Source organism: Leptospira venezuelensis (genome assembly GCF_002150035.1).
GTDB lineage: Bacteria > Spirochaetota > Leptospiria > Leptospirales > Leptospiraceae > Leptospira_B > Leptospira_B venezuelensis.
In genome coordinates this window covers 282,970-307,125 of the sequence record NZ_NETS01000010.1, presented here as the reverse complement: position 1 = coordinate 307,125, position 24,156 = coordinate 282,970, and the positions used below count along the sequence as shown (strand labels likewise).

Genomic DNA, 24,156 nt, shown 5'->3' with positions numbered 1-24,156 from the left:
TTTTATCCGTACAAATGCGGATATTTATAATAATCTAATAAACTATTTTTCTTGAAATTCGGATCCTGTCTTTTGCCAATCCGGTTTTATCGCATTCACTTTAATCTTAAACTCTGCTTGGTTTCCAACTCTATCTGAAGTGTAAACCGTCAGCGTGTGAATTCCAGTATTGAATCCAATTGGAGAATGATAAGGTTGAATGGCACCATTTCCAATCTTGTACTCCAATTTGGAAAGTCCAGATCCCGTACCAGGATCTTCGCATCGAATTGAAATGAGTCCGTTTTCTTTTAGATAATAAATACCGTCTTCTCTGAGTTTGCCTTCTGTTGGAGCGAAAACGCATGCAGGATGTTTTGCATCTATCAACAACGGAATTTCTGATTGGATATAATTTCCTGCTTTGTCGTTTGCTTCCCAACGAAGAATAGAAAGCCCGTCAATACCTAAGGAAGAAATTTTAATGGGTTTTTTGGATTCCTCACCTGAAAGAGTAAGATTCACTTCCGCTCCGCTTCCATCTCTAGCTGCAAGATTGATTGTGATCTCTTCCATACCGGAACCTTCTTCAGTAACTTGTAATGTAAGTTCTGCTCCGGATTTAATCTCTATTAACCCAGATTGTCCTTTTTTTTCTCCAATCAAGCGAACTTGGGGAGCGGTTGTATCTTTAAGATACTTTGTCTTTTTAGGTACTTCTTTATTTCCTAAGATATCTTCTGAATAAAATTCCACCTCATTCCAGCCCTCTTGGGAAAGAGAAATGGAGCCATCATATCTCTGCCATTCTCCTCCATTCACTCTATAATATGTAGAGACAGGGACTTGTTTTTGAGAATTTGGGTATCCGGGGGAATTGGTAGAAGGTCCGTTAGTTTTAGGATCACCCAGTGAGATTCGCAATTCTTCTGAGGAAGCAACAACTGTGGAAGGTCTTTCTACTTTTACCTTGGGTGCTGCTGCAAATTTATCCGCTAAGGAAATTATGGGAGAAGAAACTCCTCGGCCTCCATCCATATTGATCCCGACTACACGGACAAAAAATTTAGAATCTTGCGAATTGAATTCATAACGGAAGTTTTTAGTCTTATAAAAATGGTGAACTCTTAGGAATTCCCTATCTTCTGAAAGTTCAATCAGATAAGATTCAGCGCCTTGGCTGGGTTTCCAGCGAAGGCTTACTCTTTGTTGTTCGGAAAATGCCTCTCCCGAAAGAAGAAGCAGAATAGTTAATAAAAATGAAAATTTATATTTTATAATATTCTGATGCAGAATTCTCACTCTAACTCAACCTTTTCGGGAAGTTTTTCCGGCTTAGAAGGAGCTTGCCCTTTTACCACAGTAGTTCCAAATCCTGCAGGGACCGCCACTGTTTTTCCTTCTGCAGAAACTTCTAATTCCCCTTTATAGCATCCCACTGTAGTGTTTTCAGGATCAGGAGCATTTACGTATAATTCGGTTCCTCTTACTCCCACTACTGCGGTAGGAGTTATTACTGTAAACTTACGAGTATCATCTCCCGGTTTTTTAGGAGGCACTTTGGCTTCTAGATATCCGGACTTAAGTTCTAGAATTCCTCCGTCTTTATTCAGTTTATATTCTGATATAGATTCAGGAGTTGTTTTTACGATCTTAGTTAAGGTTTTCTCTCTTAACTCTACTACCGTTCCGTTTTTGGTGAATATAATTTTTGAAGAAGATCCTTGCCCTGTTTGGACCCAATCATCCATATTCAATAATTGGTCTTTGGACAGTTTGGTCCAACTTGCAGGAAGTCCGGTTGGAGTAAAATCTCTCGAAAATTGAACCTGTCCTCTCTGGAAGTCAGCAACTGCTACAGGACCAGCGTTCGGTTTTATGATTTCTCCTGTTGCAGAGATAGTATCCTTTCTTAAAAAGCCGGGAATGAAAAGAGTAGTGCCTTCGCGAATCAAAGAAGGGTTTGGAATTTCATTATATTTTAATAATTCTTTCCAGTTTCTTGGGTCTTGTAAGAATTCTTTTGCGATCTTAGATAAGGTATCGTTCTTCTTAACCTTGTATTCGAAAACGTCTTCATGTACTCCTTTTTTAGGTTCAGCAAGAAGACCTATTAAAGAAACTGAAATGAGTAGGATTGCAAAAAATTGAAACAGTTTAGATCGGGAGATCGAAAAAGGGAAATTCTGAGAAGCCATGGTTTATCCTGGAAACTAGTTCTAACCTTGTATTAGAAGGGAATCTTAAGGGAATTCCAACAAAATACGGTGCTTAGGCGAAAAAGGATAAGAAAGAATTGGCCATAATTTCGAGGAAAATGATTGCCTTATTTTCTGAAATTCCAATGATTTGGGCCTCATTTTGAGATCGTAATGTCGGCCCATCTTCCACCACTTGTTCCAATAATTTTCGGTTCTACGGTATTTGCTATCTTGGGATATTTTTTCTCACTTGTCCTGGGTTCTAGAAAAAATTGGATCGGTTCTTCTTTGATCCTTTTGGCTTTAGCAGCATGGCTTACGCTACAAGGGGTATTAAGTGGAACTGGATTTTATCTGGTCACTGATTCTTTTCCGCCCAGATTTTTATGTATGGTGGTTCCTCCAATCTTGTTCTTAGTTACACTTTTTATTTTTCCTTCTAGTAGAGCATGGATAGATCAGATTCCTGCGGAAAATTTGACTTACTTACATCTGGCAAGGATACCAGTCGAGCTTGTTTTATACTGGCTGGCAATGTATGGATGGGTCCCAATCAACATGACATTTGCTGGTTGGAATTTTGACATTTTAATTGGTTTAACTGCTCCAATTGCTGCTTATTTTATTTTGAATAAACCGACTTCATCTAAAAATTGGATTTTGTTTTGGAATATAGCGGGCCTTTTATTTTTGTTGAATATAGTAATCTTGGGGATCTTATCAGCTTCCGGACCTTTCCAAAAATTATCTTTTGAAAGACCAAATATTGCAGTATTTCAATTTCCGTACGTATGGTTGCCTTCCTTTATAGTTCCTTCCGTCTTATTTGCTCATCTCGTTTCTATTCGAAGAAGGTTTATTGCAGATTGAATTTAGATTTTTCTTCCGAAACATCGTATTCTAAAATATTTATTTTATTTTTTTGCATATTTTTATTTTCTTTTTGTTTCCCGGACATGGTCCGCAAGAAAAAAACTGAAAATGATTGGTTTAAAATAGAAAAAGTATTTTATAAAACGGAACAGGGGAAGTTTGAGATCTTCCTTAAAGGGATAGTAAAAAATCAATTTTTAACTGGTCTGGAAGGATTTGAATTAACTGATAATTCTTCCGATATCTTATTGTTTCGGCAAGAGAAGTCACTTCAACCTGGTCCTATTCTATTAAAATTTAAGGCAGAAATTCTCAGTAACAAGGATTGGATCCGAAAGATCGGAACTACTCATAAATGGATTCGGATCGAATTAAGAAATGACAATGGGCAGGTTACTCACTTACAATCAGAAGTTTTAATTCATGAATCCGAAAAAAGACAACTTAGAAAAGATCTTTCGATAGAAGCAGAGGGAGAATCCATTCGTTTGGATGGAAGAGAATGGAAATTGGTCTCCGATGTGGATAGAATGGACCAAGTGTTATTACAATATGTTCCTAAGTCCGAGTCTTTAATATTTTGGAATGAAATGCTTTCTATTCATGTTTATAAGGTGAGAGCTTCTTCTCCTTCTGAAATTTATTTATTATTGGAATCAGGTAAGAAGAAGGAATGTCCAAATATTCTTTGGAATCTGGAGTCAGAGAAATCCGGGAAAATTACTTATTCATGGGAAGATTCCGGTTGTGGTAAACAGACCTCTTCTTCCCAAGTTGCTAAGTTATATAGGGGAGAATTCGGAATTTATAATATTCGATATGATAAAAGGAATAAGATAAGTTTTGAAGAGAAAAAACGTTGGTCTGAATTGCTGGACCTTCTTCCTTTGAAGTTAAATTGATTTTAAATTTTGTGTAGGAGTTCCTACATGGATTCGGGGCGGCCCCCGCCCTGCGTTGGGATTGGGGGGAGTGGCCCGTGGGAAAGCTCCCATTCCCTTATCATAAATTCGCATTTTTCACAAACATTTTTTACAGCACTATTTGTAGGAGCTCCTACAATTTACATCCTGCGGATTGTTCGGGGACCTTACTCTGCTTGCATTACGGTTATCTTCGATCCCTATGGGTCGTTCGCGAGGTCGCGGCCGAATTTAAACCTGGCGATTTCTGTTAAAATTCCAACAAGACGGGATACATTTTTTGCCTTGACTGAGTTTCGGAGAAGTCTAATTCCTGTAGTTACACATGTGTAATTACATATATGTAAATGCACAATATTCTCTTTGGAGATTCGTTATGGAATTGACGATTGATAAACCGGTGCTTTCCCCTCATAGTTTTGCAAGGATACGTTTCCAGGATTGTGATCCTTTCGGGCATTTGAACAATGCTAGATATATGGATTATTTTTTGGAGGCTCGTTCTGAGCAGTTGAGGGAAACTGCTAATTTTGATTTTTATGATTATGGTTCGAGTTCTGGTAAATCTTGGGTCGTGAGTAAGGTGGAGACTCAGTATCTGGAACCGGTCAAACAGAATGATGTAGTGAAAATCGTGACTCGTTTGATTAAGCTGACTCCGGCGACAATCCATAATGAATACTTACTTTTAGATAAGGAAGGATCTCGTTTGAAGGCCGTTTTGAGGGCTCAGTTTTCCTTTATCGATCTTCAAAAGGGACGTCCTGTTCGTCATGACCAAGAGATGATGTCCTTTTTAGGAAGTTTCGTGTTCAGTGAGCCAGGTCTTGATGATGGCTCATTCGAAGACCGGGTAAAACAGTTGCGAAAACAAGTATCGGAGGGAAAATATTCCCAAGACTGATGTCTTTTTGATCCTATGTCTAAGAAGTCTCAAAACACTATAGCTCGGAAGTCCGAAAAATTTCCGAGCAAAGCGGATATGCTTAGCGCTGGTTTAAGTTGTGTGAACTTTAATCTACGCAGGGCTTCCCGGGCAGTTACTCAATTTTATGATAGGGAATTGGAGAAGGCTGGTCTTACATCCCAAAGATTCAGTTTATTGCATACTCTTGGTGCGACGGACGGCCTTGGTCTTGCTGAATTAGCAGACCTTCTCGTCTTAGATAGAACTACTTTAATTCGCAACTTGACCCCCTTGGAAGAATTAGGCTATGTTGCTGATGTTCCTTCTGAAAATAAAAGGGCTCGAAAAGTTGTTTTAACTCAAAGAGGTTTGGAGGCTTTGAGGATCGCTTATCCTATTTGGGAAGAAGCCCAGGCTGCAGTGACAGAGGCGATGGGAGAAGACGATCTGAAAAGATTACTGAAAAGATTGAATTCGATCGTTCGTAAAAGAAATTTTAAAGAATATTCCAAATCCGAATCTTGAACCTAAAAATTCATTAGTTTATTTTTTCATAATATGAAATTTTAGTGTTTTTGATCAATTTCTTAAATCTATGAACAAAAACTTTTATCCTATCCTTCTGATCCCTGTTGTTCTATTTTTTGCATATTATTTTTTCTCTCCAAGCTGCGTTTCAGGCGATTGTAAAAATGGTGTTGGGACTAAGGTTCTGTCCGGATCCTATCGTTATGATGGCAGCTTCCAGAATGGTTTAGCTCATGGTAAAGGCACGCTTGTACTTGGTGGTGTAGAATCTTATGACGGCGATTGGAATCGAGGCAATAAAGAAGGTAAAGGTATTTATAAATACGCTGATGGTACTATTTATGAAGGAGAGTGGAAATTGAATAAGAGGAATGGCTATGGCAAATTAACTGACTCGGAAGGAAATCTAATTTTTGAAGGTCAGTGGAAGGATGATGGTCAGGTTTTGGTTAAAAATTTAAAATGAAATATATTATCTTTTTATTAATTGTATTCTCCATTTCCATTCATGCGGAAGAGCCAAAGATTCAGGTTTCAGAGATAAGAAAAAATATCTATGTGCACACTTCTTATAAACTTCTAAAAGAAGGTTACTTTCCTTCTAACGGGCTTGCAATCGATACGACAGAAGGTGTCATTCTAATAGACACTGCTTGGGGAGAAGAGCAAACTTCTCAGCTTTTGGATTGGGTTTCCAATAATCTGAAAAAGCCTGTGATTGCTGTTATTATCACTCATTTTCATGAGGACAGAGCCGGAGGAATAGAAGTATTGAAAAAACTAAATATTCCTTCTTATGCAGGTAAACGAACTATTTCTTTTTTAAAAGAAGAAGGTAAGTCTCTTCCTGAAAAATCCTTAAAAGATAAGGAACTTCTATTGTTTGGTAAAACTAAGATAGAGACTTTCTTCCTTGGAGCAGGTCATTCTAAAGACAATTTGGTTGTATGGCTTCCAGAATCTAAAATTTTATTCGGTGGTTGTTTGGTTAAAAGTATAGAATCAAATGAGATCGGCAACATTAAAGATGCGGATCTTATGGAGTGGCCTAAAACAATTCACAGATTAGAAAGAATATTTCCGAAAATTTCTATTTTAGTTCCGGGTCATCAATCCTGGGGAGGAAAAGAAAGTCTGCAACGGACTTTAGAATTGTTAAAAGTTTCTAAGTAATTTTTTCATTGCGGATCTTCGCTTAACGTTTAAATTCGTGAGATCTTAAATTGAAAGAGACTAAACATGAAGGTTTACGGTACTTCCGTTTCTGGGAATTGTTATAAAATTAAATTATTATTACATATTTTGAAAATTCCTTATGAATGGATTGAAACTGATACCAGGAAAGGTGAGACTAAAACAAAGGAATTTCTTCTTAAGAACCCAGTGGGTAAAGTCCCTCTTTTGGAGCTAGACTCTGGAGAATTTCTTTCGGAATCGAATGCCATCTTATATTTCTTAGCAAAAGAAACTAACTTCTTCCCGAACGACTTGTTGGACCAATCAAGGATTCTACAATGGATGTTTTTTGAACAGTATAGCCATGAGCCTTATATCGCAGTGAATCGTTGGCTGATACATTTTCAAAATAAAAAGGATGATCCTAAAATTCCAAGTAATCATACTAAGGGTCTTGATGCTCTTAAGATTATGGATGACCATCTTGCCAAAAATCGATTCTTCGGTTCTGAAAGACCCAGCATTGCTGATATCTCTCTCTTTGCATATACACATGTGGCGGAAGAAGGTCATTTTCCACTTTCAAATTTTCCAAACCTGAATTCTTGGTTGAGAAGGGTCAGAGAGATCCCAGGTTTTATTCCGATATACTGAGAGGCTTATATCAGAAGGAAATACATTCCGGATTGGAAGAAGCGTGTAAGCATGCTTTTCTAAATTCTCCTTGATTCCTTGCTTTTGGTTTTCATATTCTACCGTTAAGATTCGGCCGATCCGATCCCGGCGAAAAAAATGACGAAATATTCCATTTCCAAAATTTTACTAACGTGCGGTATTGCTGTTATACTTATTGTCTTTGGGATTTCTTTATATTTTTTCTCTCGGACTGGTTCTGAGGATCATGTCTTTACGGATCGTTTTGAATTTAAGGGTCTAACGCAAGCCCAGGCGGAAAAGTTCGGGATCCTGGGAATTCCCAACGGTGTATCAGATTACTTTATAAAACGGTGCGGATTTAGAGAATCTTGGATTGTTTTTTCAAAATACAAGATAGAAGGTTCCGAGTTTAGGAAAACGATTCTGGAAAGATTTAAAAATCATCCAGGTTTAAATCACAGATTCGATTCTTATCCGAGCGATTGGCCGGAAAATTTTGACCAGGGAAATTGTAAGCCGGACTGGTGGGAGCCTTGTTCTAAAGGTTTTTGGGCGGAAATTTCTAAGAATCCTTCTGTTGTAGCTCATAAAGACGGGTTCTATCTTTGCGAAAGTGGCAAAGAACTAAGATGGTTCGTTTTTCATTTTAGAAATACACTATAATTGCTTACAGATGAAGAGTATATTTGAAAAAATTAATATAGAAGAGAAACATTTGGCATATGCTAGTTTGAGCAGAAGAGTTTATGCTTTAATTTTAGATACTTTGATCCTATGTCCTATCTTGCTCCCTCAAATTATGGTTTTCTATTACCATAATAAGATGGTATATGAGCTGCTTCCTTTCTATACGGCCTTACATTCTTTACTTTATGTCGGGTATAGATTCGTAATGCATGCGTTATACGGCAGAACGATAGGAAAGGCATTTGCAGGGATCATCGTTACTGATGCTTCTAAAGGTCGCTTAGGCTGGATCAGATCTTTTGCCAGGACTATACCTGAGCTTACTTTGTCTTTAGTAACGATCATGAGTGCTGTATACGATTCCAGGATATTTATGGAACATCAGGCCGAGATGGAAGGTTTACCTTGGGCCGGCGTTCATAGGATCTTAAATAAATTGAATCCTTTGGATAATTTTACCTTCTGGGATTCTGTTTTATATTATGGGATTTCAGTGCTTTATATCTTCTTTTCTCACAAAAGGACCGCATTACACGATCTTTTTGCAGGGACCAGAGTGCTTCGTTTTAAAGAAGAATAAGCCTTTTTAATACTTTTAAGGAAATTAATTTCTAGCCACAATCTCTTGACTCATATTCCGTAAATGTTATACTACGGAGATGCGGATCTTCGACTGTCATTTTCATATCATAGATCCAAGATTTCCTTTGGTGCCCAATCATGGGTTTTTACCGGAGCCATTTACGGTTTCAGACTATAATAAGCAAGCGGATTGGCTTAGGATCAAAGGAGGTGCTGTTGTCTCCGGATCTTTTCAAGCGTTCGATCAAACTTACTTGCTGGATGCACTTTCCATATTAGGAAAAAATTATGTAGGTGTAACACAACTTCCGGCAAATACGAAAGATTCCGAAATACTTTCCCTTCACGAATCAGGAGTAAGAGCAGTTAGATTTAACGTAAGAAGAGGCGGCTCTGAGGAGATTTCCAAAATTAAGGAAATGGGGGCCAGGGTTTATGATTTAGCGGGTTGGCATACTGAATTGTACATAGATGCCAAGGAGATAGACGAATTTTTAGAAGAAGTGTTATTGTCTCTTCCTAAAGTTTCCATAGATCACTTAGGATTATCAAAAGAAGGTTTTTCCACTATCCTGAGATTAGTGAAGAAAGGAGTAAGAGTAAAAGCGACTGGATTCGGCAGGACAAATATTGATATACGATCTGCTTTGACGGAAATTGCGGATATCAATCCGGATGCATTGATGTTCGGAACAGATCTTCCATCTACACGCTCGCCTGCTCCATTTACTGAAGAAGATCTGCATCTAGTGACAGATACTTTCGAGGGCGAGTTATTGCATAAAATATTATATTCTAACGCTCTTGATTTTTACGGTGTAAACGTAAGGGTATAAATTACTCTTTTTTAAAGATCCGATCTGCTATTTTTTTTACGATCCAGGAAGGGAAAATTTTCGTAGAATAATAATGTGTCTTATTCATAAATCCCGGAACCGATCTTTTGGTTTCATTTTGGATTGCCTTGAATGCAACCTTTGCCACGTCTTTAGGATCCATTGCAATCGAGTAAGCGAGATTTCCTAAGCCACCTTTTTTGTTGTCTTTATGGATTCCTGCCACTGAAAGGAAATTTGTTTTAGTTGTTCCTGGATATAATATCCCAAGTTTAACTCCAAAGGGAGCAAGTTCTGCTGCTAATGCTTCCGAAAAACTGACCACATAAGCTTTGCTTGCAGCATAGGCTGCCATATAAGACAGAGGTTGCAGAGAAGCGGTAGATGCTACATTCAATATAAAACCATTTCTACGTTCTATCATTCTTTTAGAAAATTCATTGGAAAGTCTCGTAACCGCGTTTACATTGAGGTAAAGCATAGAATCCACTTTTTCGGGAGAAAGTTCCCACGACTTTCCCCAAAGGCCGAATCCTGCATTATTAACTAAGACATCAACTTCCAATTTAAGTTTGGAAATCCATTTTAGAATTTTAGGGATATTTTCTGTCTTAGTGAGATCAGCCTCTAAGGTTTCTAATTTTCCCGAAGATTTGATCTCTTTACATTCTTTATGAAGAAGTTTGAATTCTTCTTTGGAAACACTGACTACTAGTACGTTATAACCTTGTTTATATAATAAGATAGAAAGTTCTTTACCTATCCCGGAAGACCCTCCGGTGATTAAAACTGTCTTTGAGGAGTTATCGGTTTTCATTTAGCTTCCTTTTTGATTTCGCAATAGATCCATGAGGATCTGAAATCTGTCAAAGCCTTTCAAAACTTAAAAAATCTAGCTTGCTCCTTTGAAAAAGGAACTTAGTATTTCCGAAATGTCTCCCTTATTCCAACCATTGAAAACATATTTGGATGCGAAACTTTCTTTGATCGATAAGATCCCTAAGGAAAGAAAAGCCATACTTTCTTCATTAGCGGATTTTATTTTACAATCTTTCGAGGCCAAACAAAAAGCGAATTTAGTTTTTATATGTACTCACAATTCGAGAAGGAGCCAGATTGCTCAGGCATTTGCAGCTTGTATCCCTCACTATTTTGATTTTCCAGGAGTTAGATCTTTTTCTGGTGGAACTAGTGTCACCGAGTTACATCCAAATGCTGAAAAGGCTTTGGAGAATTGTGGATTTCGTTTGGAAAACCAAGGACCTCCTCGTAATCCTAAGTATTCAATTTGGTGGGCTGATGGAACCCCTGCATTGATCGCTTATTCCAAAAAATTCCAAGATGCTCCGAATCCTGCCTCTGAGTTTATTGCTGTTTTGGTTTGTTCTCAAGCAGATGAGTCTTGCCCTTATGTTCCTGGAGCAGAAGCAAGAATCTCTCTTCCGTTCGAAGATCCTAAATCTGCAGATGATTCAGAAAATCCTGTGGAGAAGTATTTACAGACCTGCGATCAGATTGCTTCTGAACTTCTTTATACTTTCCGGGAAGTGAAACAGAAACTTTAGATTCTTTCTATTCTCGTTGGAATTCCTATATTTATCGTTTGCCACCTAATTTCTCTCTGTAGAATTAATATATATGACGGTTCGTAATAAAGAAGATCTGGAAGCATTACAAAGGATTGGCAAGATCACTGCTGAAACTTTGGTTAAGATGAGAGAAGCTGCTAAACCAGGGATTAGCACTAGAGAATTGGATCGAATTGCGCATTCTTATTTTTCTAAGTTCGGGGCGAGAAGTGCTCCTCAGCTCATGTATAAATTTCCAGGATACACTTGTATCAGTTTGAATACTGAGATTGCGCACGGAATTCCAAGTGATCGTATCTTAAAAGAAGGCGATCTTCTGAACCTAGATGTTTCTTTAGAGTTAAACGGATATTTTGCGGATACAGGTTTTACCTTGATTGTAGGTAAGGATGATAAAGGATTAAGTAAACTTTTAGATGTTTCTTCCGAAGCATTAAAACTTGCTCTTTCAGGTGTAAAAACAGGAGAAAAACTGAATTCAATTGGTAGAACAATTGAGAACACAGCCAAGAAAAATGGATACAAAGTGATCCGAACCTTATGTGGACATGGAGTCGGAAAATCTCTCCACGAAGAACCATTCGATATTTGTAATTATTATGAACCAAGAGATAAGCGAATTTTAAAATCTGGACAGGTCATTGCAGTGGAAACTTTTGTTTCGACTGGAGCAGAAGACTTTGTGGAACAATCGGATGGATGGACTTTAAAAACTCCTGACGGTTCTTACACTGCTCAGTTCGAGCATTCTGTAGTAGTTACTGAGCTTGGACCGATTATTTTAACAGCGGCATAAAAACAAAGATGATCACTATTATTTTAAACTTACTACCGATCCTAATTTTCATTCTAGTATTTGTTGTTTCTTTATGGGACAGAAAACATAAGGAAACTTTTTCAAAAAAATATTTTGGCTCCTTCTTCCCTGCTATTTTATCTGGAGAATTAAAATCGGATATCAACTCTGCTTCTTCTCAATTTGAAAAAGCAGGATATGCAGTTCAAAAGGAAGGGGACAAACTTCTTTTCCAAAATGCCTCACAACTGGCAAAACATAGAAACTGGTTATGGTCTTTTGGCTACGCGAAGAAGACAGAGAACGGATCAATTCAGTATAAATTATTCATTAATATAGGCTCTGTGCTCACTGTTCCTGCCGCATTGCTCGTAGTAGCATTTTATGGGATGTTAGTACAGGGTAATATCCCTAAAGATCAAGTATCTATCGCGCCGTATTTTTTCCTTGGGTTTGCATTTTTCTTTGCGATTTCAAGTTTTATTTCTCAAACGATCAAAGAGAGAAGTTTTCTTAAAAAAAGTCTTTCTTAAAATTAGAAAATGTTAATACGGATCGTTCTCATTCTTCTTTCCCTTTCCTCTATGTATGGTTTGGGGTTGAGGATAGAAAAAAAGGAATTGGGCGCTTGGTCCAAGTTTATTCCGATCTTAGTATTCGCTTTCTTTTGGAATTTTGGGATACTGCCTATTTCGGTATTCTTTACAGGAAAACTTTTAGGAGTACCTGAACTTGCTTTTGCTGCAATTTTTCTTTGTGCTGCTTCTCCCGGGGGAGCCTCGGGAGGGTTATTTGTATTAAGAGCAAAAGGGAATCCTGCGTTAGGCGGAATGCTGATCGCATTATTGAATGGCGCGAATACAATTTTGACCCCTTTAATATTTTCAATCTACCAAGGCGGTTCAGGCTTTAATTTTGATCTTTTCTTAAAACTTTTTTTGATCGGCACCTTCTTGCAAGGTTTACCATTGCTACTTGGACTTCTTAGTAAATATTTCTTTCCTAAATTCTCTGATTCAATTGCTTCTTGGGTAGAGAAATTCAGCACAATTTGTTTGGTATTATCGATCTTACTTTTAATCGTTCAGTATGGAGAATATGCGCTGAGTTTAGGATGGATCGTTTGGATTGGCGCTGCTATTGCGGTGGGACTTTCTCTTCTTCCCGGAATCTTTTTGTTTAGTTCCACTCAGGAAGTTAGAGCTTCCTTATCTATGGTTTCAGGGATCAGAAGTTTGTCCTTAGCGCTACTTCTTGCAGAACTGCATCTCAAACAAAGTGAAACGTTGCTTACTGTTCTTATGTACGGGACAGTAATGTATTTAATTAGCGCCATGGCCGCAGAATTTTGGAACGGTAAGAAGAAGATCCAAACATGAATTTCTATTTGAATACATACTCTAAATCTAATTTCATAATAGATGTTTTAGTCATTTTCACATTTATATTATTCTTGCTCCTGTTTTCGGGAAACAAGAGGAAGTCGATCTTCTCAAACGAATGGGATCTTTCCTTTTATAAAAGAATTCTAATTCTTGTGTTAATCTATCTGATTCTTGCATCTACTATCCCATTCTTTTTGGATGTAAGTTCTTTTATTCGAGTTAGGATCGCCTGGACTGTTTTAACAGTTGCTCTTCCAATCTTTGGCATAGTTCATTTTGTATTTTCGAAAAGAATTATATTCTTGTTTGCTTCTATTTTTCTGGTTTGTATCAAATTTTACTCCGAGGTCTGGGAGCCGAACTATCTGGATGTAGAACGTATACAAATCAAATCTGATAAGATAGTTTCTCCGATTAAAATTGTACATATTTCTGATCTTCAAACGGATGATATTAGAAGTTTACACTTAGAAGTTAGAGAAGAGTCGAATCGTTTCCAACCGGATCTGATATTGTTCACTGGAGATGTAATGAATCATGTCTCCTTATATCCGATTGTAACTTCATACTTGAAAGAATTTAAATATAATAATGGATTCTATTTTGTTACCGGTGATGTGGATCATATATTACGTTATACTGATTTTTCTGCTAAGACTGGATCGATTCTTTGGGATCGAAAATCAAAGGTAATCCGGATAGGGGAAAATAAGATCGGTTTGATCGGACTCGGCTTACCTGATTACAGGAACAAAACTTTGATCTGGAGTTTGAGAAGGGAAATCCCAGAGGATATCTATTCTATCCTGATTAGCCATTACCCTGATTCTGTTATGCACCAACCGAATGAAAAAGTGGATTTGATCTTGGCAGGACATACTCATGGTGGACAGGTTCAGGTTCCTTTTCTGGGCCCAATCTTAACTCTTTCTAGAGTTCCTCGTCTTATTGCTGCCGGGGGATTGAACGCTTACGAAAATACTGATATAATAGTAAGTAGAGGTTTAGGGGCAGAAGGTCATGTGGCGCCTCGAATTCGATTCGGAGCAAGACCTCATTTGATTTTGTTGGAGCTACTGCCCGCGAATTCGACAAAAGAAACCGTAAAAAACGGGATCTAAAATTTAAGTAGAAAGGGTCCGATCGGATATGCGATTCACGTTAGTCTTTTTATTCTGCTTACTTTCAGTCTTTGTGACCTGCCAATCAGTAACGGTAGAATATCCTATGTACCCTCCTACAAAAGAGGGAAGAGACTTAAAACAATTCTTAAATGGTGTAAAGACAGTCGCATTCGTTCTGGAACCAATGAATTCAGAAATATGGAAACATGAAAGTAATCGATCTTTCGTATTACTAGCGCCTGCAAAAATTTATGAAAGTTTTTCTCAAGATTCTTACTTTAAAATTTTGGATCTGAAAGATAGAGCAGATGTTCTTGAAACAAAAGATCTTTCTTTAGAAGGGATACAAAAGAACAGAAAGAAGATTGGAGAAATACTAGATGCAGACGCAGTTTTATACGTTTCCGTTAAACAACCAGAGTCTCAATGTTATGTAGAACCTAAAATGGATTATCTTGCTCTTGGGGTGGCAGTGCTCAAAGTAGTTGCTGCTGGGAAGGATCGGAATAGGCAGTATAGTAAAGCGGCGTCTTCTCTTGTAAGTGATCCGATTGTAAAGCCGACGGGCGTTCGAAAAGTTTATATTCCTATAGAAGCAAATTTGATCCGGATAGATTCTGGAGAAATGATGAAGGCCGTTTTAAGTAAGCCCTCTATCATTTATAATGGAGTAGGGGACGTTAGTTGTCCTAGTATGCTCCCTTCTCTTTCCACCGCATTAGATGAGTCCATCTCTGAAATACAAAGAAGACTTTCTCCTAAAGTTGAATCAGAAGATATTTCTATTTTTACGGAAGATGAAAATCCAGAAGTAGAAGCTCTCCTTTTAGAAGGATACGAAGAAGTCACTGGAGAAAATCCGAATTTTAACAGAGCTAAAATTTCCTGGGAGAAGGCGGATCTAAAAGCGAAGGGGAAATCTTGGGCGGCTAAAGCAAATTTAGCCACTTATTATTTTTCAGAAGGTGATTACCAAAAAGCGATCGAGTTTTATGATGAAGCAATCCGTTTAGGCGGCCCAGAAGATGATTATTTGAAAGAGCTCAAGGAATTGATGGCGCCTCCTCCGGTAGAAGAAGAGGCATCTCAAGAAAAGTAAATTAACCTCTCCCTTTTTCACTCCTTCTTAAGAAAGCCGGAATATCGTAATCCTCTTTCATATTCCCAGAAGGATTTTTGGATTTGAGGGCTCTGTATGCTTCCGGGTCATTGCTAATTCTTTCCGGTTCCGTTTTGAAAGTATGACGAGGTTCTTCCATTTCTGGAAGTCCCACCACTTTTCTTTGGGGTTGGGATTGTAATTTAGGAACAGATCCGATACCTGCGGATCTTTTGTTAAATCCGGTTGCAATCACAGTGATACGGATTCTTTTTTCCAAATCTGCATCTTCAGTTAAACCAATGATGATGTTTGCGTTAGGATCTACTTGAGAAGTAATAATTTGAGATACTTCGTTCCAATCTGAAATAGTAAGATCAGTTCCGCCAGTAACATTAATCAAAAGAGAAGTGGCTCCTGCAATAGAACGAGAATCCAATAGAGCATTATCGATCGCAAAGTTTACAGCTTCGGAGACTTTGTTTTCTCCGTAACCTTCTCCAACTCCCATGACTGCGTCACCGGTATCTCTCATGATCGCTTTTACATCTGCGAAATCCACATTGATGATACCAGGATTGTTTACGATATCGCTTATCCCTCTGACTGCATTCAAAAGAATATCATCGATTACTCTGAAAGCTTGGTCGATCGGAGTATCCCTTTCTACAACTTGGAAGATGGATTCATTATTAACTAAAATTAATGTATCAACATAAGAACGAAGTTGTTCTATACCTCTTTTAGCGAGCTCCATTCTTCTTTTTCCTTCAAAAGAGAATGGAATAGTGACCACTCCGACTACTAAACATTTCTGTTCTTTAGCAATCTTAGCTACGATAGGCGCAGCGCCTGTTCCGGTTCCGCCACCCATACCCGCAGTTACGAAGACCATATCTGCACCATGAATGACGGATGCGATTTTCTCTCTGTCTTCTTCTGCTGCTCTTGCGCCTAATTCAGGATCTCCTCCAGCACCCATTCCTCTGGTAGTTTTGGAACCTAATGCAATTTTACTTTCTATCTCGGAACGTTTTAATACCTGCTCATCGGTATTCATAATAACGTATTCCACACCTCTTAGGCTGGAATTCGCCATTCTTGCGACTGCGTTCATTCCGCCGCCGCCGATCCCTAAAACTTTAATAATAGCAGGGTTTGATTTTTCTTCTTCTTCGAATCGTAACATGATCACTCCCTTAGAGGTTTTCCTCTATCCATCTCCGAATTTTTTTGCCCCAGGTTTCGCTTCTGTCCTGGGATTTTCTTTCCATGTCCCCTAATCTGGAGGCGTATTTGATAAGCCCAACTGCGGTAGCGAATTCAGGAGAAGATACTCTATCCGAAAGCCCGGAGAGTCCTGCAGGTCTTGCACGAGTTACCGTTAGACGAAATACATCTTCTGCCAGACTTTCGATTCCTTCTAAAAGGCTTCCTCCTCCTGTAAGGATGACCCCCCCAGCTAAGAAGGATTTTTTTCCAGATTTGATAAGTTCTGCGTCCACCATTTCGAAAATTTCCCTCATACGAGGTTCGATCACATGAACTAGTTCTTCTCTAAGAACAGTTCTGGAAGGTCTTCCGCTGATTGGTGGGATCTCAACGGTCTCAGTGGGATCTATTTCTTCTAATGAACAATGGCCGAATCTTTTTTTAACAAGTTCCGCAGTTTCAATAGTAGTCTTTAAACCGATGGAAAGATCGGAAGTAACATTATAACCGCCGAATGGGATCACGGAAGAATAAGCAATCCCTCCGTCCACATAAACGATCAGATCACAAATTCCTGCACCTATGTCCAGAACTGCTGTGCCTAGATCTTTTTCTCCGGAAGTTAATACTGCATCTGAAGATGCGAGACTTGAAAGAACTCTTGTCTCTTCTGCCAAACCAGCTGCTTCAATACATTTTTCTAAATTATGAAGTGCTGTTAGACCTGCCGTAACTATATGAACTTCTGCTTCTAGACGAACTCCCGTCATCCCTATCGGATCTTTGATAGAAGTTTGATCGTCTACGGAGAATTCTTTAGAAAGAACATGTAAAATTTCTTGGTCAGCAGGGACTCGAACTGCTTGTGCGGCTTCTATTACTCTAACTATATCAGGTTCGGTTACTACTCTATCTCTATTCGTGATAGCAACAACTCCTTTGGAATTGTCTGCACGAACAGATTTGCCGGTTACATTCACCACAACATAACCGATCTCTTGGCCGCACATGAGTTCTGCCTCGCTCACAGCTTCTATGATGGAACGAGTGGTAGCTTCTATATTGATAATGGATCCGTTTTTGATCCCTGAAGAAGGAAACATTCCTGTTCCGATAATTTCAGTTTCGTATTCGGAGATAGGACGACCTACCACCACCTTTGTAAGTGCTGATCCGAGATCCAGAGAGACTATGATTCTTTCAGAAGATTCCATATTCTTAATGGTAGACCGCGTCTTCTCCTCGTATGTCCACGAGTTTCGGGCGGACTTTTTCTTTTTCAAGATATGCTAATACAGCATATAACTTTCTGACCTGTTCCGTTTGGAATAAGGTCCCAACTTGGATGCGAACTGGTAGAGGAGTGTCAGCGTAGACAAAAATTTCTCCGTCTTCATGCAAGGACACTTCGGAGATTCGGGTCTTTAATGCTGGATAGGAACGAAATGCATTCTCCACGGAAGTATGAAGATCTTTGAATGCAGCGCCGACTACTTCTCCTTTTTCTCTTGGAAAAGTTCCAGAAAGAACCGTAAGTCCTTTGCTCCTAACATCATCCATAGAAATTATTTTAAGCTCAGGATCTATTTCGAAAAGGTGGCCGTCGGAGTTCACAAGATAATTCGGTTTTCTTTCGGTGATCTCTACCAGCAACTGGTCGTCCGTTTTCTTTTCCAAATGAGCGGATTTGATTCTGGGATGTGAGGTTAGTCGGTGTTCCATTTGGCCGAGGTCGTAATTTTCGAAAGAGGTTCCCGGTTGGATACCCATGATCTGAACTATTTCTTCCGTTCTAAGAGTTTCGTGTCCTGTCAGTATGAGTTTATTCAACTCCTGGGGAAGGGTCCCTTTCCTATATCCCCAGCCTAGAGTGCTTGCCAATAGAAAGAGGAAGGCCAGAAGCCACCAACTCGTTCTTTTTTGAACGGATTCTTTCAAAAAGTCAATTATATTATGTCTCATAGGCGTTTTGAGCAGGTTTTTTCTTCCTTTCCCTTAGAATTATCGGGAAATTCTCTAAAATTTCGCCCATCTATTTTTGATTTAGAAGGATTTAGTTGATCCGAATCCGGAGCCGAAGTTTCTAATAGAAGAAAGTATGAAATTTCCGATCCCTTCTCCCATACATATAGGTTTCGTTTTCTTTTGTGCTTTTTTCGTACTCTTATACCAAGCAGTGATAGAACGATCAGGTTCCGAAGAAGATTATCCTTATACTTTAAAAATTTATTATCCAAAGTCTCAAGGTATACGCCCGGGAACTCCAGTCAGTATTTTAGGATTGGAGAGAGGGATCGTTAGAGATGTAGATGTGGTCGGGATAGAAGAAGTTCCTGACAAAAGATTTTTGGATAAGAACAGGACAAAGGCAGTAGAGATAACCATACGCCTTGCAGAACCTATCACATTGTATTCAAACTATGATATTAGTTTTAGGACAGCAACTGTTCTTTCTGGAAGGACCATAGATATTAATCCCGGGAGTGCGGAAGAAGATTCCAAGCAGGCATTCTTCAAACCAACATATAAGGAAGAAGAGGACTTTCGTCCAGACTTTGCTCCTTCTGCCAGATACTATGATGACTTTTTTGCGGCATCAACCGGTGTGATCCGAGAGAATAAAGAAGATATCAATCTGATGTTCGCGAACATGGAAGAGATCTCATACAAACTTAAAAGTAGTAATGGTTCTATTCCTAGGTTCATAAACGATCCGGATACCTATGATAATTTGGCTGAGACTTTGACCGATATGAGAATTTTAGGAGATGATGCCAGAAGATACGTCGAAGGATACCGCAAGATAGAAAGAAGCGCTCCCATTCCTTTCTCTATCAATTTGTATCGTAGGACTACCATCATCGGTGGGATTTCCAGCGATTTCTATCTGAACAAACTATAAGTCCGGCAGAACCGCTTCGAAAAGGCGGGGACAAACTAAGCTACCCTGCCGATCCTAGTACCTATGAAAGTCGCAGTGATCCATGATTGGCTGAATGGAATGAGGGGAGGAGAGATTGTACTCGATTCTATCCTAAAAGTATTTCCAGATGCAGATCTATTTACCCTTTTTTATGAAAAAGGAAAGTTAAACGAAAGAATAGAAAATAGAAAGATCGTAACCGCTTTCACTGATAATCTTCCTTTCAAATCCAAATATCGCTGGTATCTTCCATTATTTCCAACTGCGATAGAGTCTTTGGATCTAAGAGGATATGATCTGATCCTATCTTCTTCTCATTGTGTTGCAAAAGGTGTGATCCCTGATCCTGACGCCATCCATATCAGTTATGTACATTCTCCCATGAGATATGTTTGGGACTTGTATTATGATTATTTTCCTGCGAGAAGCGGTTTAAAATTTTTCGCATTCGAACTTGTTTCTAATTATCTTCGTACTTGGGATTCTGTTTCTTCCAATAGAGTGGACTCATTCTTATGCAACTCGGAGTTCGTTGCGAGAAGGATCCAAAAGTTTTATAGAAGGGATTCCAAGGTAGTTTATCCCCCTTGTTTGCCTAAAGGTTTTAAGGTCAAAGCGGGAAAGAAAGAAAACTTCGATCTGATCGTGTCCGCATTCGCTCCTTATAAACGGATCGACTTGGCAATAGAAGCTTACCGAAAGAATGGGAGGCCGCTTAAAATTTTAGGAAGCGGCCAAGAATATAAGAAACTTATAAAAGATCTTCCCCCGAATGTGGAGATCTTACCTCATAGGCCAAGAAATGAAGTGCAAGAGTATATGGCCAAGGCAAAGACATTCATTTTTCCTGGGATGGAAGATTTCGGGATCGCACCCGTTGAGGCCCAGGGGTATTGTACTCCTGTTCTGGCTTATGCGAAAGGTGGAGCCTTGGAAACAGTGGTCTCCGGAAAGACTGGGCTATTCTTCAGAGAGCAAACAGTAGAGGCGTTGAACTCAGCAATCGAGGAATCCGACCGGAAAGAATGGAAACCTAAGGACTTTCAGGCCTCGGTAAACCGTTTTACAGAGGAAAAATTCATCATCCAAATCCAAAAGACGGTCGAGACTATAAACAAGAACTCTGGAAAAAGGAGGGGCGTGTGATTACTTTACATAGATTAAAAGGAAATGAATTCGTTCTGAACGCCTCTCATATTGAATGTATCGAAGCTAATCCGGATACTACGATCACTTTGTCTAATGATAGAAAATATGTGGTCCTGGAAAGTATACCCGAAGTGATCGAGAAAATTTTGGAGTTCAAAAAACGAGTGCTGGTGTTTCCTTTGGGTTCCGCGCCGGATCAATTTAAGAGGGCAGATTAAACTACAATGGATATAGCTACAATCATAGGCTTCGGCGCCGCGATAACCGTATTTATTTTCGGGATTCTCTCTGCCGGTTTGAATCCGATCGATATCGTGGACATTCCTTCGATCCTAATTACATTCGGAGGGGCAACTGCTTGTACGGTTATGGCTGTACCTTGGCAAAATACTTTGGAATTAGGCAAGGTAACTCGTAAGGCTTTTAGAGAAGAAAAAAGCGATTTGATCGGACTCATTAAAACATTAGTTTCCTTCTCCGAAAAAGCAAGGAGAGAAGGTCTACTCGCATTAGAAGATGATGTGAACGAACTTCCTGAAGAATTTTTAAGAAAGGGAATTACCCTTGTAGTGGATGGAACCGATCCTGAACTCGTTCGGAATATTATGGAAACCGAAATGAGTAATATTGCCTCGAGACACGGTGCTGGAAAAGCCTGGTGGGAAAACTGGGGAGCGCTTGCACCTGCATTCGGGATGATCGGAACTCTTATCGGACTCGTTCAGATGTTAAAGAACCTTGGATCCGGAGACGCGAGTGCGATCGGAACAGGGATGGCGGCTGCTTTGATCACCACATTGTACGGATCTATGGGGGCGAATATGGTCGCGATCCCCATCATGAAAAAACTCATACGTAAATCCGAAGACGAATTATTAGTAAGACAGATCATGATAGAAGGTACACTCTCCATTCAGTCAGGAGATAACCCACGTATCGTGAAAGATAAGCTCGCAAGTTATCTGCCACCTGGCGAACGCGGCGTATTAAAAGACGAAAACGATTAAGATTTATTTCGGAAGAAGAATATGGCAAAACAGAAATGTCCAGAATGTATCCAGAATATTCCAGAGTACATGCTTACTTATGGAGACATGGTTACACTTCTTCTTTGCTTCTTCATTATGTTATACCGTACAGGTAAGACAAACGCGATCGAGATGCAGATCATTCTATCCGCGTTCAAGACCACTACAGGATTTTTTGACGGCGGCCAAACTCTTTCCAAAGGAAAATTGGAAGAGATGGGTATGAATATAGAAAGTCTTCCTTCCATGACTACTGGAAAGGCGCTTTCTAAATCTAAGAAGACCGCTACAGAATTATTCAAACCTGAGATAGAAGCAGGAAAAGTACGAGTAACGGAAGATGAAAGAGGTCTTGTGATCAGTTTAGTAGGAGCTGATTATTTTAATCCAGGCTCCGCAATCTTACAGGAACCGATTAAAAATACGCTCAAAAAAGCCAGCGGACTCATCAAGGGATTAGAAAGATTCGTAAGGGTAGAAGGTCACTGTGACGCAGACGCAGTATTGCCCGGCGCTAATCCGAGCAGGGAAGAAAGAACTTATTTAAACAACTGGGATCTCGCAGGAGCGAGAGCAATAAACTCCACTGACTATATAGTTGGAGTTGGAAAGTTGGATCCGAGTTGGTTCCAAGCTGTGAGTTTCGGATCTTATAGACCTTTGGTTGTCGAGAACCAAGGAAGTCCAGAAGCAAAAGCATTCAATAGAAGAATTGATATCGTAATCTTAACGGAAAAATCCACCAAACGAAGTGAATACGAATCTAACTTTGGCCTGCCTAAGAGCCGAGTTCCTGGTTCGGAAACTTCTACCGAAAGTGGATTATAGTAGAGTAAAAGGAGAATACCCATGGGCGATCCCGAAATAGACGAGGAAGAAGGCGGTTTACCCGCGGCGGATGCCGGCGCCGGCTCGTCTCCGCTCATCAAATGGCTGATCTATATTGCCGGTGCTGTATTTGGAATTATCATAGTTGTACTTGTTTCCATGTTTGTTGCGAAACAGGCTGCGACTAGCACTTTCCGTGAAATGAAAAACGTGGCCTTAGTAAAACCACCTCCGCCATTAATGACCTTCCAATTCCAGGAAGAGTTCAGAATTAACACTGCGGATAAAGGTGAAACTCACTTCGTAAAGATGAAATTATCTTTTGGAGTTGCGAGAGACGATGCTAAGATCACTGCAGAACTTGCGGAAAGGATCGCTCAGATGAGAGACTTGGTAAACCTAATTATAGGAAGAAAGACCAAGGATGACCTGATCGATGTAGAGGATCAATTGGATTTGAGAGAAGAGATCAAGGCTCAGATCAATCATATTCTCTCTGACGGAAAGATCCAAGAAGTTTACTTCACAGAATTTATCGTCAACTGATGACAAAACCGAAAATCCTCGGGGTCATACCCGCAAGATACGGAAGTTCCCGATTTCCTGGCAAACCATTAGCCAAGATCGGGGACCTTCCTATGATCGCCTGGACATATAAGAATTCTCTAAAGTCTTCTCTTTTACATGATGTAGTAGTCGCTACCGACGACGAAAGGATCTTACAGATTGTATCGGATAATGGTGGTAAGGCGGTAATGACATCTCCAGATCACCCTTCAGGAACAGATAGGATCAGAGAAGTTGCACTTAAATATCCTGACTCAGGCATTATCATCAATATACAAGGCGACGAACCTGGAATAGAATCGGAACTCATAGACGGAGTTGCAAAACTCAAACTGGAAAGACCGGATTGGGCGATGAGCACTTCAGCTGTTCTATTAGAAGAAAATGAGATCCAAGATCCGAACAGGGTCAAAGTAGTAATTGATAAGAATAGAAAGGCGCTCTACTTCTCCCGTTCCGCAATCCCTAGCCAATTTAAAAAAACTGTGCCTGCTTATAGACATCTGGGGATCTATGGATACGATCGGGACTTCTTACTTGGATATCCTGATCTTCCCCCAAGCGCGTTAGAGGAATCAGAATCACTCGAACAATTAAGAGCAATGGAAGCAGGACATTCTATCGGAGTGTATATAGCAAGCCGCGCAGCATTGAGCGTGGACACGCCCGAAGATTTGGAACTAGTAGTAGAGGATTTTAAGAAGAAGGGACTGATCCCTTAACTAAGAGCTTCTTGCAGAGTGTTGTGGATTAAGACGAAATCCGTAAGACCGACTATATCCATTACTTTTCTGAAATGATCGTTTAAACCGGCAAATTCAATTTTGGAAGAAGATTCACTTGCTTTGGTTATCAAACTGATCAATGTCGCAAGTCCCGCCGAATTGATGTAAGACGTTCCATGGAAATTCAAAATCACCCTGGTCCTACGTTGTTCGGGAATGGATTGGTATTTTCCTAAAATTTCGTCATCCGCCTCGGAGGTAATTTCTCCAGAGATATGGATTACCGGGACATTAGGTTCAAGATCCACGTTTATTTTGAATTCGTCAGACATCTGCCTTATTTAGCACAAAAGACCTTTCCTCTCGAAGACAGTCAATCCCG

The 24,156-nt window shown here is 39.5% G+C and carries 30 protein-coding genes; 23 read left to right on the top strand and 7 right to left on the bottom strand.

The genetic code is table 11. The features are described 5' to 3' along the window. Positions 1–42: 42 nt before the first annotated feature. Together B1C82_RS08660 and B1C82_RS08655 are read right to left on the bottom strand one after the other, a co-directional pair. Positions 43–1,281 carry a hypothetical protein gene (locus B1C82_RS08660; protein ID WP_086447210.1) on the bottom strand — a complete coding sequence of 413 codons (1,239 nt, stop codon included), beginning with the start codon at positions 1,279–1,281 and terminating at the stop codon, positions 43–45. Continuing rightward, positions 1,278–2,177, bottom strand: coding sequence for a FecR family protein (locus B1C82_RS08655; protein ID WP_086447209.1), 900 nt, complete (start codon positions 2,175–2,177; stop codon positions 1,278–1,280). The genes B1C82_RS08660 and B1C82_RS08655 overlap by 4 nt, the downstream gene beginning before the upstream one ends. A gap of 174 nt (positions 2,178–2,351) precedes the next feature. Here B1C82_RS08655 and B1C82_RS08650 point away from each other — a divergent pair, with 174 nt between their 5' ends. The 10 genes from B1C82_RS08650 to B1C82_RS08605 all read left to right on the top strand — a co-directional run bounded on the left by B1C82_RS08650 (position 2,352) and on the right by B1C82_RS08605 (position 9,349). After that, positions 2,352–3,050 (top strand): hypothetical protein, encoded by a 699-nt coding sequence (locus tag B1C82_RS08650; protein WP_086447208.1) that lies wholly within the window; start codon positions 2,352–2,354, stop codon positions 3,048–3,050. Between the two features lie 86 nt (positions 3,051–3,136). Next, a complete protein-coding gene (locus tag B1C82_RS08645) occupies positions 3,137–3,955 on the top strand; it encodes a hypothetical protein (RefSeq protein WP_234008245.1) in 819 nt (272 codons plus the stop codon). A 397-nt stretch (positions 3,956–4,352) separates the two neighbouring features. Further along, entirely contained in the window at positions 4,353–4,880 is a 528-nt protein-coding gene (locus B1C82_RS08640; protein ID WP_086447206.1) for an acyl-CoA thioesterase, read from the top strand. Between the two features lie 15 nt (positions 4,881–4,895). Then, positions 4,896–5,408, top strand: coding sequence for a MarR family winged helix-turn-helix transcriptional regulator (locus B1C82_RS08635; RefSeq protein WP_086447205.1), 513 nt, complete (start codon positions 4,896–4,898; stop codon positions 5,406–5,408). A 70-nt stretch (positions 5,409–5,478) separates the two neighbouring features. Further along, positions 5,479–5,877, top strand: a complete 399-nt coding sequence (locus tag B1C82_RS08630) for an MORN repeat-containing protein (RefSeq protein WP_086447204.1) — start codon at positions 5,479–5,481, stop codon at positions 5,875–5,877. Beyond that, positions 5,874–6,584, top strand: a complete 711-nt coding sequence (gene bla / locus B1C82_RS08625) for a subclass B1 metallo-beta-lactamase (RefSeq protein ID WP_086447203.1) — start codon at positions 5,874–5,876, stop codon at positions 6,582–6,584. Before B1C82_RS08630 ends, bla begins: the two co-directional genes overlap by 4 nt. A gap of 66 nt (positions 6,585–6,650) precedes the next feature. Continuing rightward, positions 6,651–7,241 carry a glutathione S-transferase family protein gene (locus B1C82_RS08620; protein ID WP_086447202.1) on the top strand — a complete coding sequence of 197 codons (591 nt, stop codon included), beginning with the start codon at positions 6,651–6,653 and terminating at the stop codon, positions 7,239–7,241. Positions 7,242–7,379: 138 nt separating this feature from the next. Continuing rightward, a complete protein-coding gene (locus B1C82_RS08615; RefSeq protein WP_086447201.1) occupies positions 7,380–7,907 on the top strand; it encodes a hypothetical protein in 528 nt (175 codons plus the stop codon). A gap of 10 nt (positions 7,908–7,917) precedes the next feature. Continuing rightward, a complete protein-coding gene (locus tag B1C82_RS08610; protein WP_086447200.1) occupies positions 7,918–8,511 on the top strand; it encodes an RDD family protein in 594 nt (197 codons plus the stop codon). A 79-nt stretch (positions 8,512–8,590) separates the two neighbouring features. Beyond that, positions 8,591–9,349 carry an amidohydrolase family protein gene (locus tag B1C82_RS08605; protein WP_086447199.1) on the top strand — a complete coding sequence of 253 codons (759 nt, stop codon included), beginning with the start codon at positions 8,591–8,593 and terminating at the stop codon, positions 9,347–9,349. Between the two features lies 1 nt (position 9,350). Here the strand turns inward: B1C82_RS08605 and B1C82_RS08600 are convergent, their stop codons facing one another. Continuing rightward, a complete protein-coding gene (locus B1C82_RS08600) occupies positions 9,351–10,166 on the bottom strand; it encodes an SDR family NAD(P)-dependent oxidoreductase (RefSeq protein WP_086447198.1) in 816 nt (271 codons plus the stop codon). 115 nt (positions 10,167–10,281) lie between these two features. On the opposite strand from B1C82_RS08600, the gene B1C82_RS08595 reads away from it, so the two are divergent. The 6 genes from B1C82_RS08595 to B1C82_RS08570 all read left to right on the top strand — a co-directional run bounded on the left by B1C82_RS08595 (position 10,282) and on the right by B1C82_RS08570 (position 15,342). Then, positions 10,282–10,914, top strand: a complete 633-nt coding sequence (locus B1C82_RS08595; protein WP_086447197.1) for a low molecular weight phosphatase family protein — start codon at positions 10,282–10,284, stop codon at positions 10,912–10,914. A 73-nt stretch (positions 10,915–10,987) separates the two neighbouring features. Further along, positions 10,988–11,734, top strand: a complete 747-nt coding sequence (gene map, locus B1C82_RS08590) for a type I methionyl aminopeptidase (protein ID WP_086447196.1) — start codon at positions 10,988–10,990, stop codon at positions 11,732–11,734. Positions 11,735–11,742: 8 nt separating this feature from the next. Beyond that, on the top strand, positions 11,743–12,267 hold the full coding sequence (locus tag B1C82_RS08585; RefSeq protein ID WP_086447195.1) for a hypothetical protein: 525 nt from the start codon (positions 11,743–11,745) through the stop codon (positions 12,265–12,267). Between the two features lie 9 nt (positions 12,268–12,276). Then, positions 12,277–13,113: a bile acid:sodium symporter gene (locus B1C82_RS08580; protein WP_086447194.1), complete on the top strand. Its 837-nt coding sequence runs from the start codon at positions 12,277–12,279 to the stop codon at positions 13,111–13,113. Beyond that, complete coding sequence (locus tag B1C82_RS08575) at positions 13,110–14,240, top strand: metallophosphoesterase (protein WP_086447193.1); 1,131 nt, start codon at positions 13,110–13,112, stop codon at positions 14,238–14,240. The genes B1C82_RS08580 and B1C82_RS08575 overlap by 4 nt, the downstream gene beginning before the upstream one ends. A gap of 28 nt (positions 14,241–14,268) precedes the next feature. After that, the gene (locus B1C82_RS08570; protein WP_086447192.1) at positions 14,269–15,342 is read left to right on the top strand and encodes a lipoprotein LipL41; all 1,074 of its coding nucleotides are present in this window, start codon (positions 14,269–14,271) and stop codon (positions 15,340–15,342) included. 1 nt (position 15,343) lies between these two features. On the opposite strand, the gene ftsZ is transcribed toward B1C82_RS08570, so the two are convergent. The 3 genes from ftsZ to B1C82_RS08555 are packed head-to-tail and all read right to left on the bottom strand — an operon-like array spanning position 15,344 to position 18,516. Further along, on the bottom strand, positions 15,344–16,531 hold the full coding sequence (ftsZ, locus tag B1C82_RS08565) for a cell division protein FtsZ (RefSeq protein ID WP_086447191.1): 1,188 nt from the start codon (positions 16,529–16,531) through the stop codon (positions 15,344–15,346). Between the two features lie 10 nt (positions 16,532–16,541). Beyond that, on the bottom strand, positions 16,542–17,768 hold the full coding sequence (gene ftsA, locus B1C82_RS08560) for a cell division protein FtsA (RefSeq protein WP_086447190.1): 1,227 nt from the start codon (positions 17,766–17,768) through the stop codon (positions 16,542–16,544). A gap of 4 nt (positions 17,769–17,772) precedes the next feature. After that, positions 17,773–18,516, bottom strand: coding sequence for a cell division protein FtsQ/DivIB (locus B1C82_RS08555; protein WP_086447189.1), 744 nt, complete (start codon positions 18,514–18,516; stop codon positions 17,773–17,775). 136 nt (positions 18,517–18,652) lie between these two features. On the opposite strand from B1C82_RS08555, the gene B1C82_RS08550 reads away from it, so the two are divergent. The 7 genes from B1C82_RS08550 (at position 18,653) to kdsB (ending at position 23,771) form a co-directional block, all read left to right on the top strand. After that, entirely contained in the window at positions 18,653–19,456 is an 804-nt protein-coding gene (locus B1C82_RS08550; RefSeq protein WP_086447188.1) for an MlaD family protein, read from the top strand. A 63-nt stretch (positions 19,457–19,519) separates the two neighbouring features. Next, a complete protein-coding gene (locus tag B1C82_RS08545; RefSeq protein WP_162494892.1) occupies positions 19,520–20,623 on the top strand; it encodes a glycosyltransferase in 1,104 nt (367 codons plus the stop codon). Further along, positions 20,620–20,844 carry a flagellar FlbD family protein gene (locus B1C82_RS08540; RefSeq protein ID WP_086447186.1) on the top strand — a complete coding sequence of 75 codons (225 nt, stop codon included), beginning with the start codon at positions 20,620–20,622 and terminating at the stop codon, positions 20,842–20,844. The genes B1C82_RS08545 and B1C82_RS08540 overlap by 4 nt, the downstream gene beginning before the upstream one ends. 6 nt (positions 20,845–20,850) lie before the next feature. Continuing rightward, entirely contained in the window at positions 20,851–21,633 is a 783-nt protein-coding gene (locus B1C82_RS08535) for a motility protein A (RefSeq protein WP_008589686.1), read from the top strand. A gap of 21 nt (positions 21,634–21,654) precedes the next feature. Continuing rightward, positions 21,655–22,482 (top strand): flagellar motor protein MotB, encoded by an 828-nt coding sequence (gene motB / locus B1C82_RS08530; protein WP_086447185.1) that lies wholly within the window; start codon positions 21,655–21,657, stop codon positions 22,480–22,482. Positions 22,483–22,503: 21 nt separating this feature from the next. Further along, the gene (locus tag B1C82_RS08525; protein WP_008591739.1) at positions 22,504–23,028 is read left to right on the top strand and encodes a flagellar basal body-associated FliL family protein; all 525 of its coding nucleotides are present in this window, start codon (positions 22,504–22,506) and stop codon (positions 23,026–23,028) included. After that, entirely contained in the window at positions 23,028–23,771 is a 744-nt protein-coding gene (kdsB, locus tag B1C82_RS08520) for a 3-deoxy-manno-octulosonate cytidylyltransferase (RefSeq protein WP_086447184.1), read from the top strand. Before B1C82_RS08525 ends, kdsB begins: the two co-directional genes overlap by 1 nt. Here the strand turns inward: kdsB and B1C82_RS08515 are convergent. Continuing rightward, positions 23,768–24,106, bottom strand: a complete 339-nt coding sequence (locus B1C82_RS08515; protein ID WP_020769614.1) for an STAS domain-containing protein — start codon at positions 24,104–24,106, stop codon at positions 23,768–23,770. The two genes, kdsB and B1C82_RS08515, sit on opposite strands and share 4 nt — an antisense overlap. Positions 24,107–24,156 lie beyond the last annotated feature (50 nt).

Coding starts and splice junctions, on each gene's coding strand:
- B1C82_RS08655 (WP_086447209.1), bottom strand. CDS start 2,177: ATGGCTTCTCAGAATTTCCCTTTTTCGATCTCCCGATCTAAACTGTTT.
- B1C82_RS08650 (WP_086447208.1), top strand. CDS start 2,352: ATGTCGGCCCATCTTCCACCACTTGTTCCAATAATTTTCGGTTCTACG.
- B1C82_RS08645 (WP_234008245.1), top strand. CDS start 3,137: ATGGTCCGCAAGAAAAAAACTGAAAATGATTGGTTTAAAATAGAAAAA.
- B1C82_RS08640 (WP_086447206.1), top strand. CDS start 4,353: ATGGAATTGACGATTGATAAACCGGTGCTTTCCCCTCATAGTTTTGCA.
- B1C82_RS08635 (WP_086447205.1), top strand. CDS start 4,896: ATGTCTAAGAAGTCTCAAAACACTATAGCTCGGAAGTCCGAAAAATTT.
- B1C82_RS08630 (WP_086447204.1), top strand. CDS start 5,479: ATGAACAAAAACTTTTATCCTATCCTTCTGATCCCTGTTGTTCTATTT.
- bla (WP_086447203.1), top strand. CDS start 5,874: ATGAAATATATTATCTTTTTATTAATTGTATTCTCCATTTCCATTCAT.
- B1C82_RS08620 (WP_086447202.1), top strand. CDS start 6,651: ATGAAGGTTTACGGTACTTCCGTTTCTGGGAATTGTTATAAAATTAAA.
- B1C82_RS08615 (WP_086447201.1), top strand. CDS start 7,380: ATGACGAAATATTCCATTTCCAAAATTTTACTAACGTGCGGTATTGCT.
- B1C82_RS08610 (WP_086447200.1), top strand. CDS start 7,918: ATGAAGAGTATATTTGAAAAAATTAATATAGAAGAGAAACATTTGGCA.
- B1C82_RS08605 (WP_086447199.1), top strand. CDS start 8,591: ATGCGGATCTTCGACTGTCATTTTCATATCATAGATCCAAGATTTCCT.
- B1C82_RS08600 (WP_086447198.1), bottom strand. CDS start 10,166: ATGAAAACCGATAACTCCTCAAAGACAGTTTTAATCACCGGAGGGTCT.
- B1C82_RS08595 (WP_086447197.1), top strand. CDS start 10,282: ATGTCTCCCTTATTCCAACCATTGAAAACATATTTGGATGCGAAACTT.
- map (WP_086447196.1), top strand. CDS start 10,988: ATGACGGTTCGTAATAAAGAAGATCTGGAAGCATTACAAAGGATTGGC.
- B1C82_RS08585 (WP_086447195.1), top strand. CDS start 11,743: ATGATCACTATTATTTTAAACTTACTACCGATCCTAATTTTCATTCTA.
- B1C82_RS08580 (WP_086447194.1), top strand. CDS start 12,277: ATGTTAATACGGATCGTTCTCATTCTTCTTTCCCTTTCCTCTATGTAT.
- B1C82_RS08575 (WP_086447193.1), top strand. CDS start 13,110: ATGAATTTCTATTTGAATACATACTCTAAATCTAATTTCATAATAGAT.
- B1C82_RS08570 (WP_086447192.1), top strand. CDS start 14,269: ATGCGATTCACGTTAGTCTTTTTATTCTGCTTACTTTCAGTCTTTGTG.
- ftsZ (WP_086447191.1), bottom strand. CDS start 16,531: ATGTTACGATTCGAAGAAGAAGAAAAATCAAACCCTGCTATTATTAAA.
- ftsA (WP_086447190.1), bottom strand. CDS start 17,768: ATGGAATCTTCTGAAAGAATCATAGTCTCTCTGGATCTCGGATCAGCA.
- B1C82_RS08555 (WP_086447189.1), bottom strand. CDS start 18,516: ATGAGACATAATATAATTGACTTTTTGAAAGAATCCGTTCAAAAAAGA.
- B1C82_RS08550 (WP_086447188.1), top strand. CDS start 18,653: ATGAAATTTCCGATCCCTTCTCCCATACATATAGGTTTCGTTTTCTTT.
- B1C82_RS08545 (WP_162494892.1), top strand. CDS start 19,520: ATGAAAGTCGCAGTGATCCATGATTGGCTGAATGGAATGAGGGGAGGA.
- B1C82_RS08535 (WP_008589686.1), top strand. CDS start 20,851: ATGGATATAGCTACAATCATAGGCTTCGGCGCCGCGATAACCGTATTT.
- motB (WP_086447185.1), top strand. CDS start 21,655: ATGGCAAAACAGAAATGTCCAGAATGTATCCAGAATATTCCAGAGTAC.
- B1C82_RS08525 (WP_008591739.1), top strand. CDS start 22,504: ATGGGCGATCCCGAAATAGACGAGGAAGAAGGCGGTTTACCCGCGGCG.
- kdsB (WP_086447184.1), top strand. CDS start 23,028: ATGACAAAACCGAAAATCCTCGGGGTCATACCCGCAAGATACGGAAGT.
- B1C82_RS08515 (WP_020769614.1), bottom strand. CDS start 24,106: ATGTCTGACGAATTCAAAATAAACGTGGATCTTGAACCTAATGTCCCG.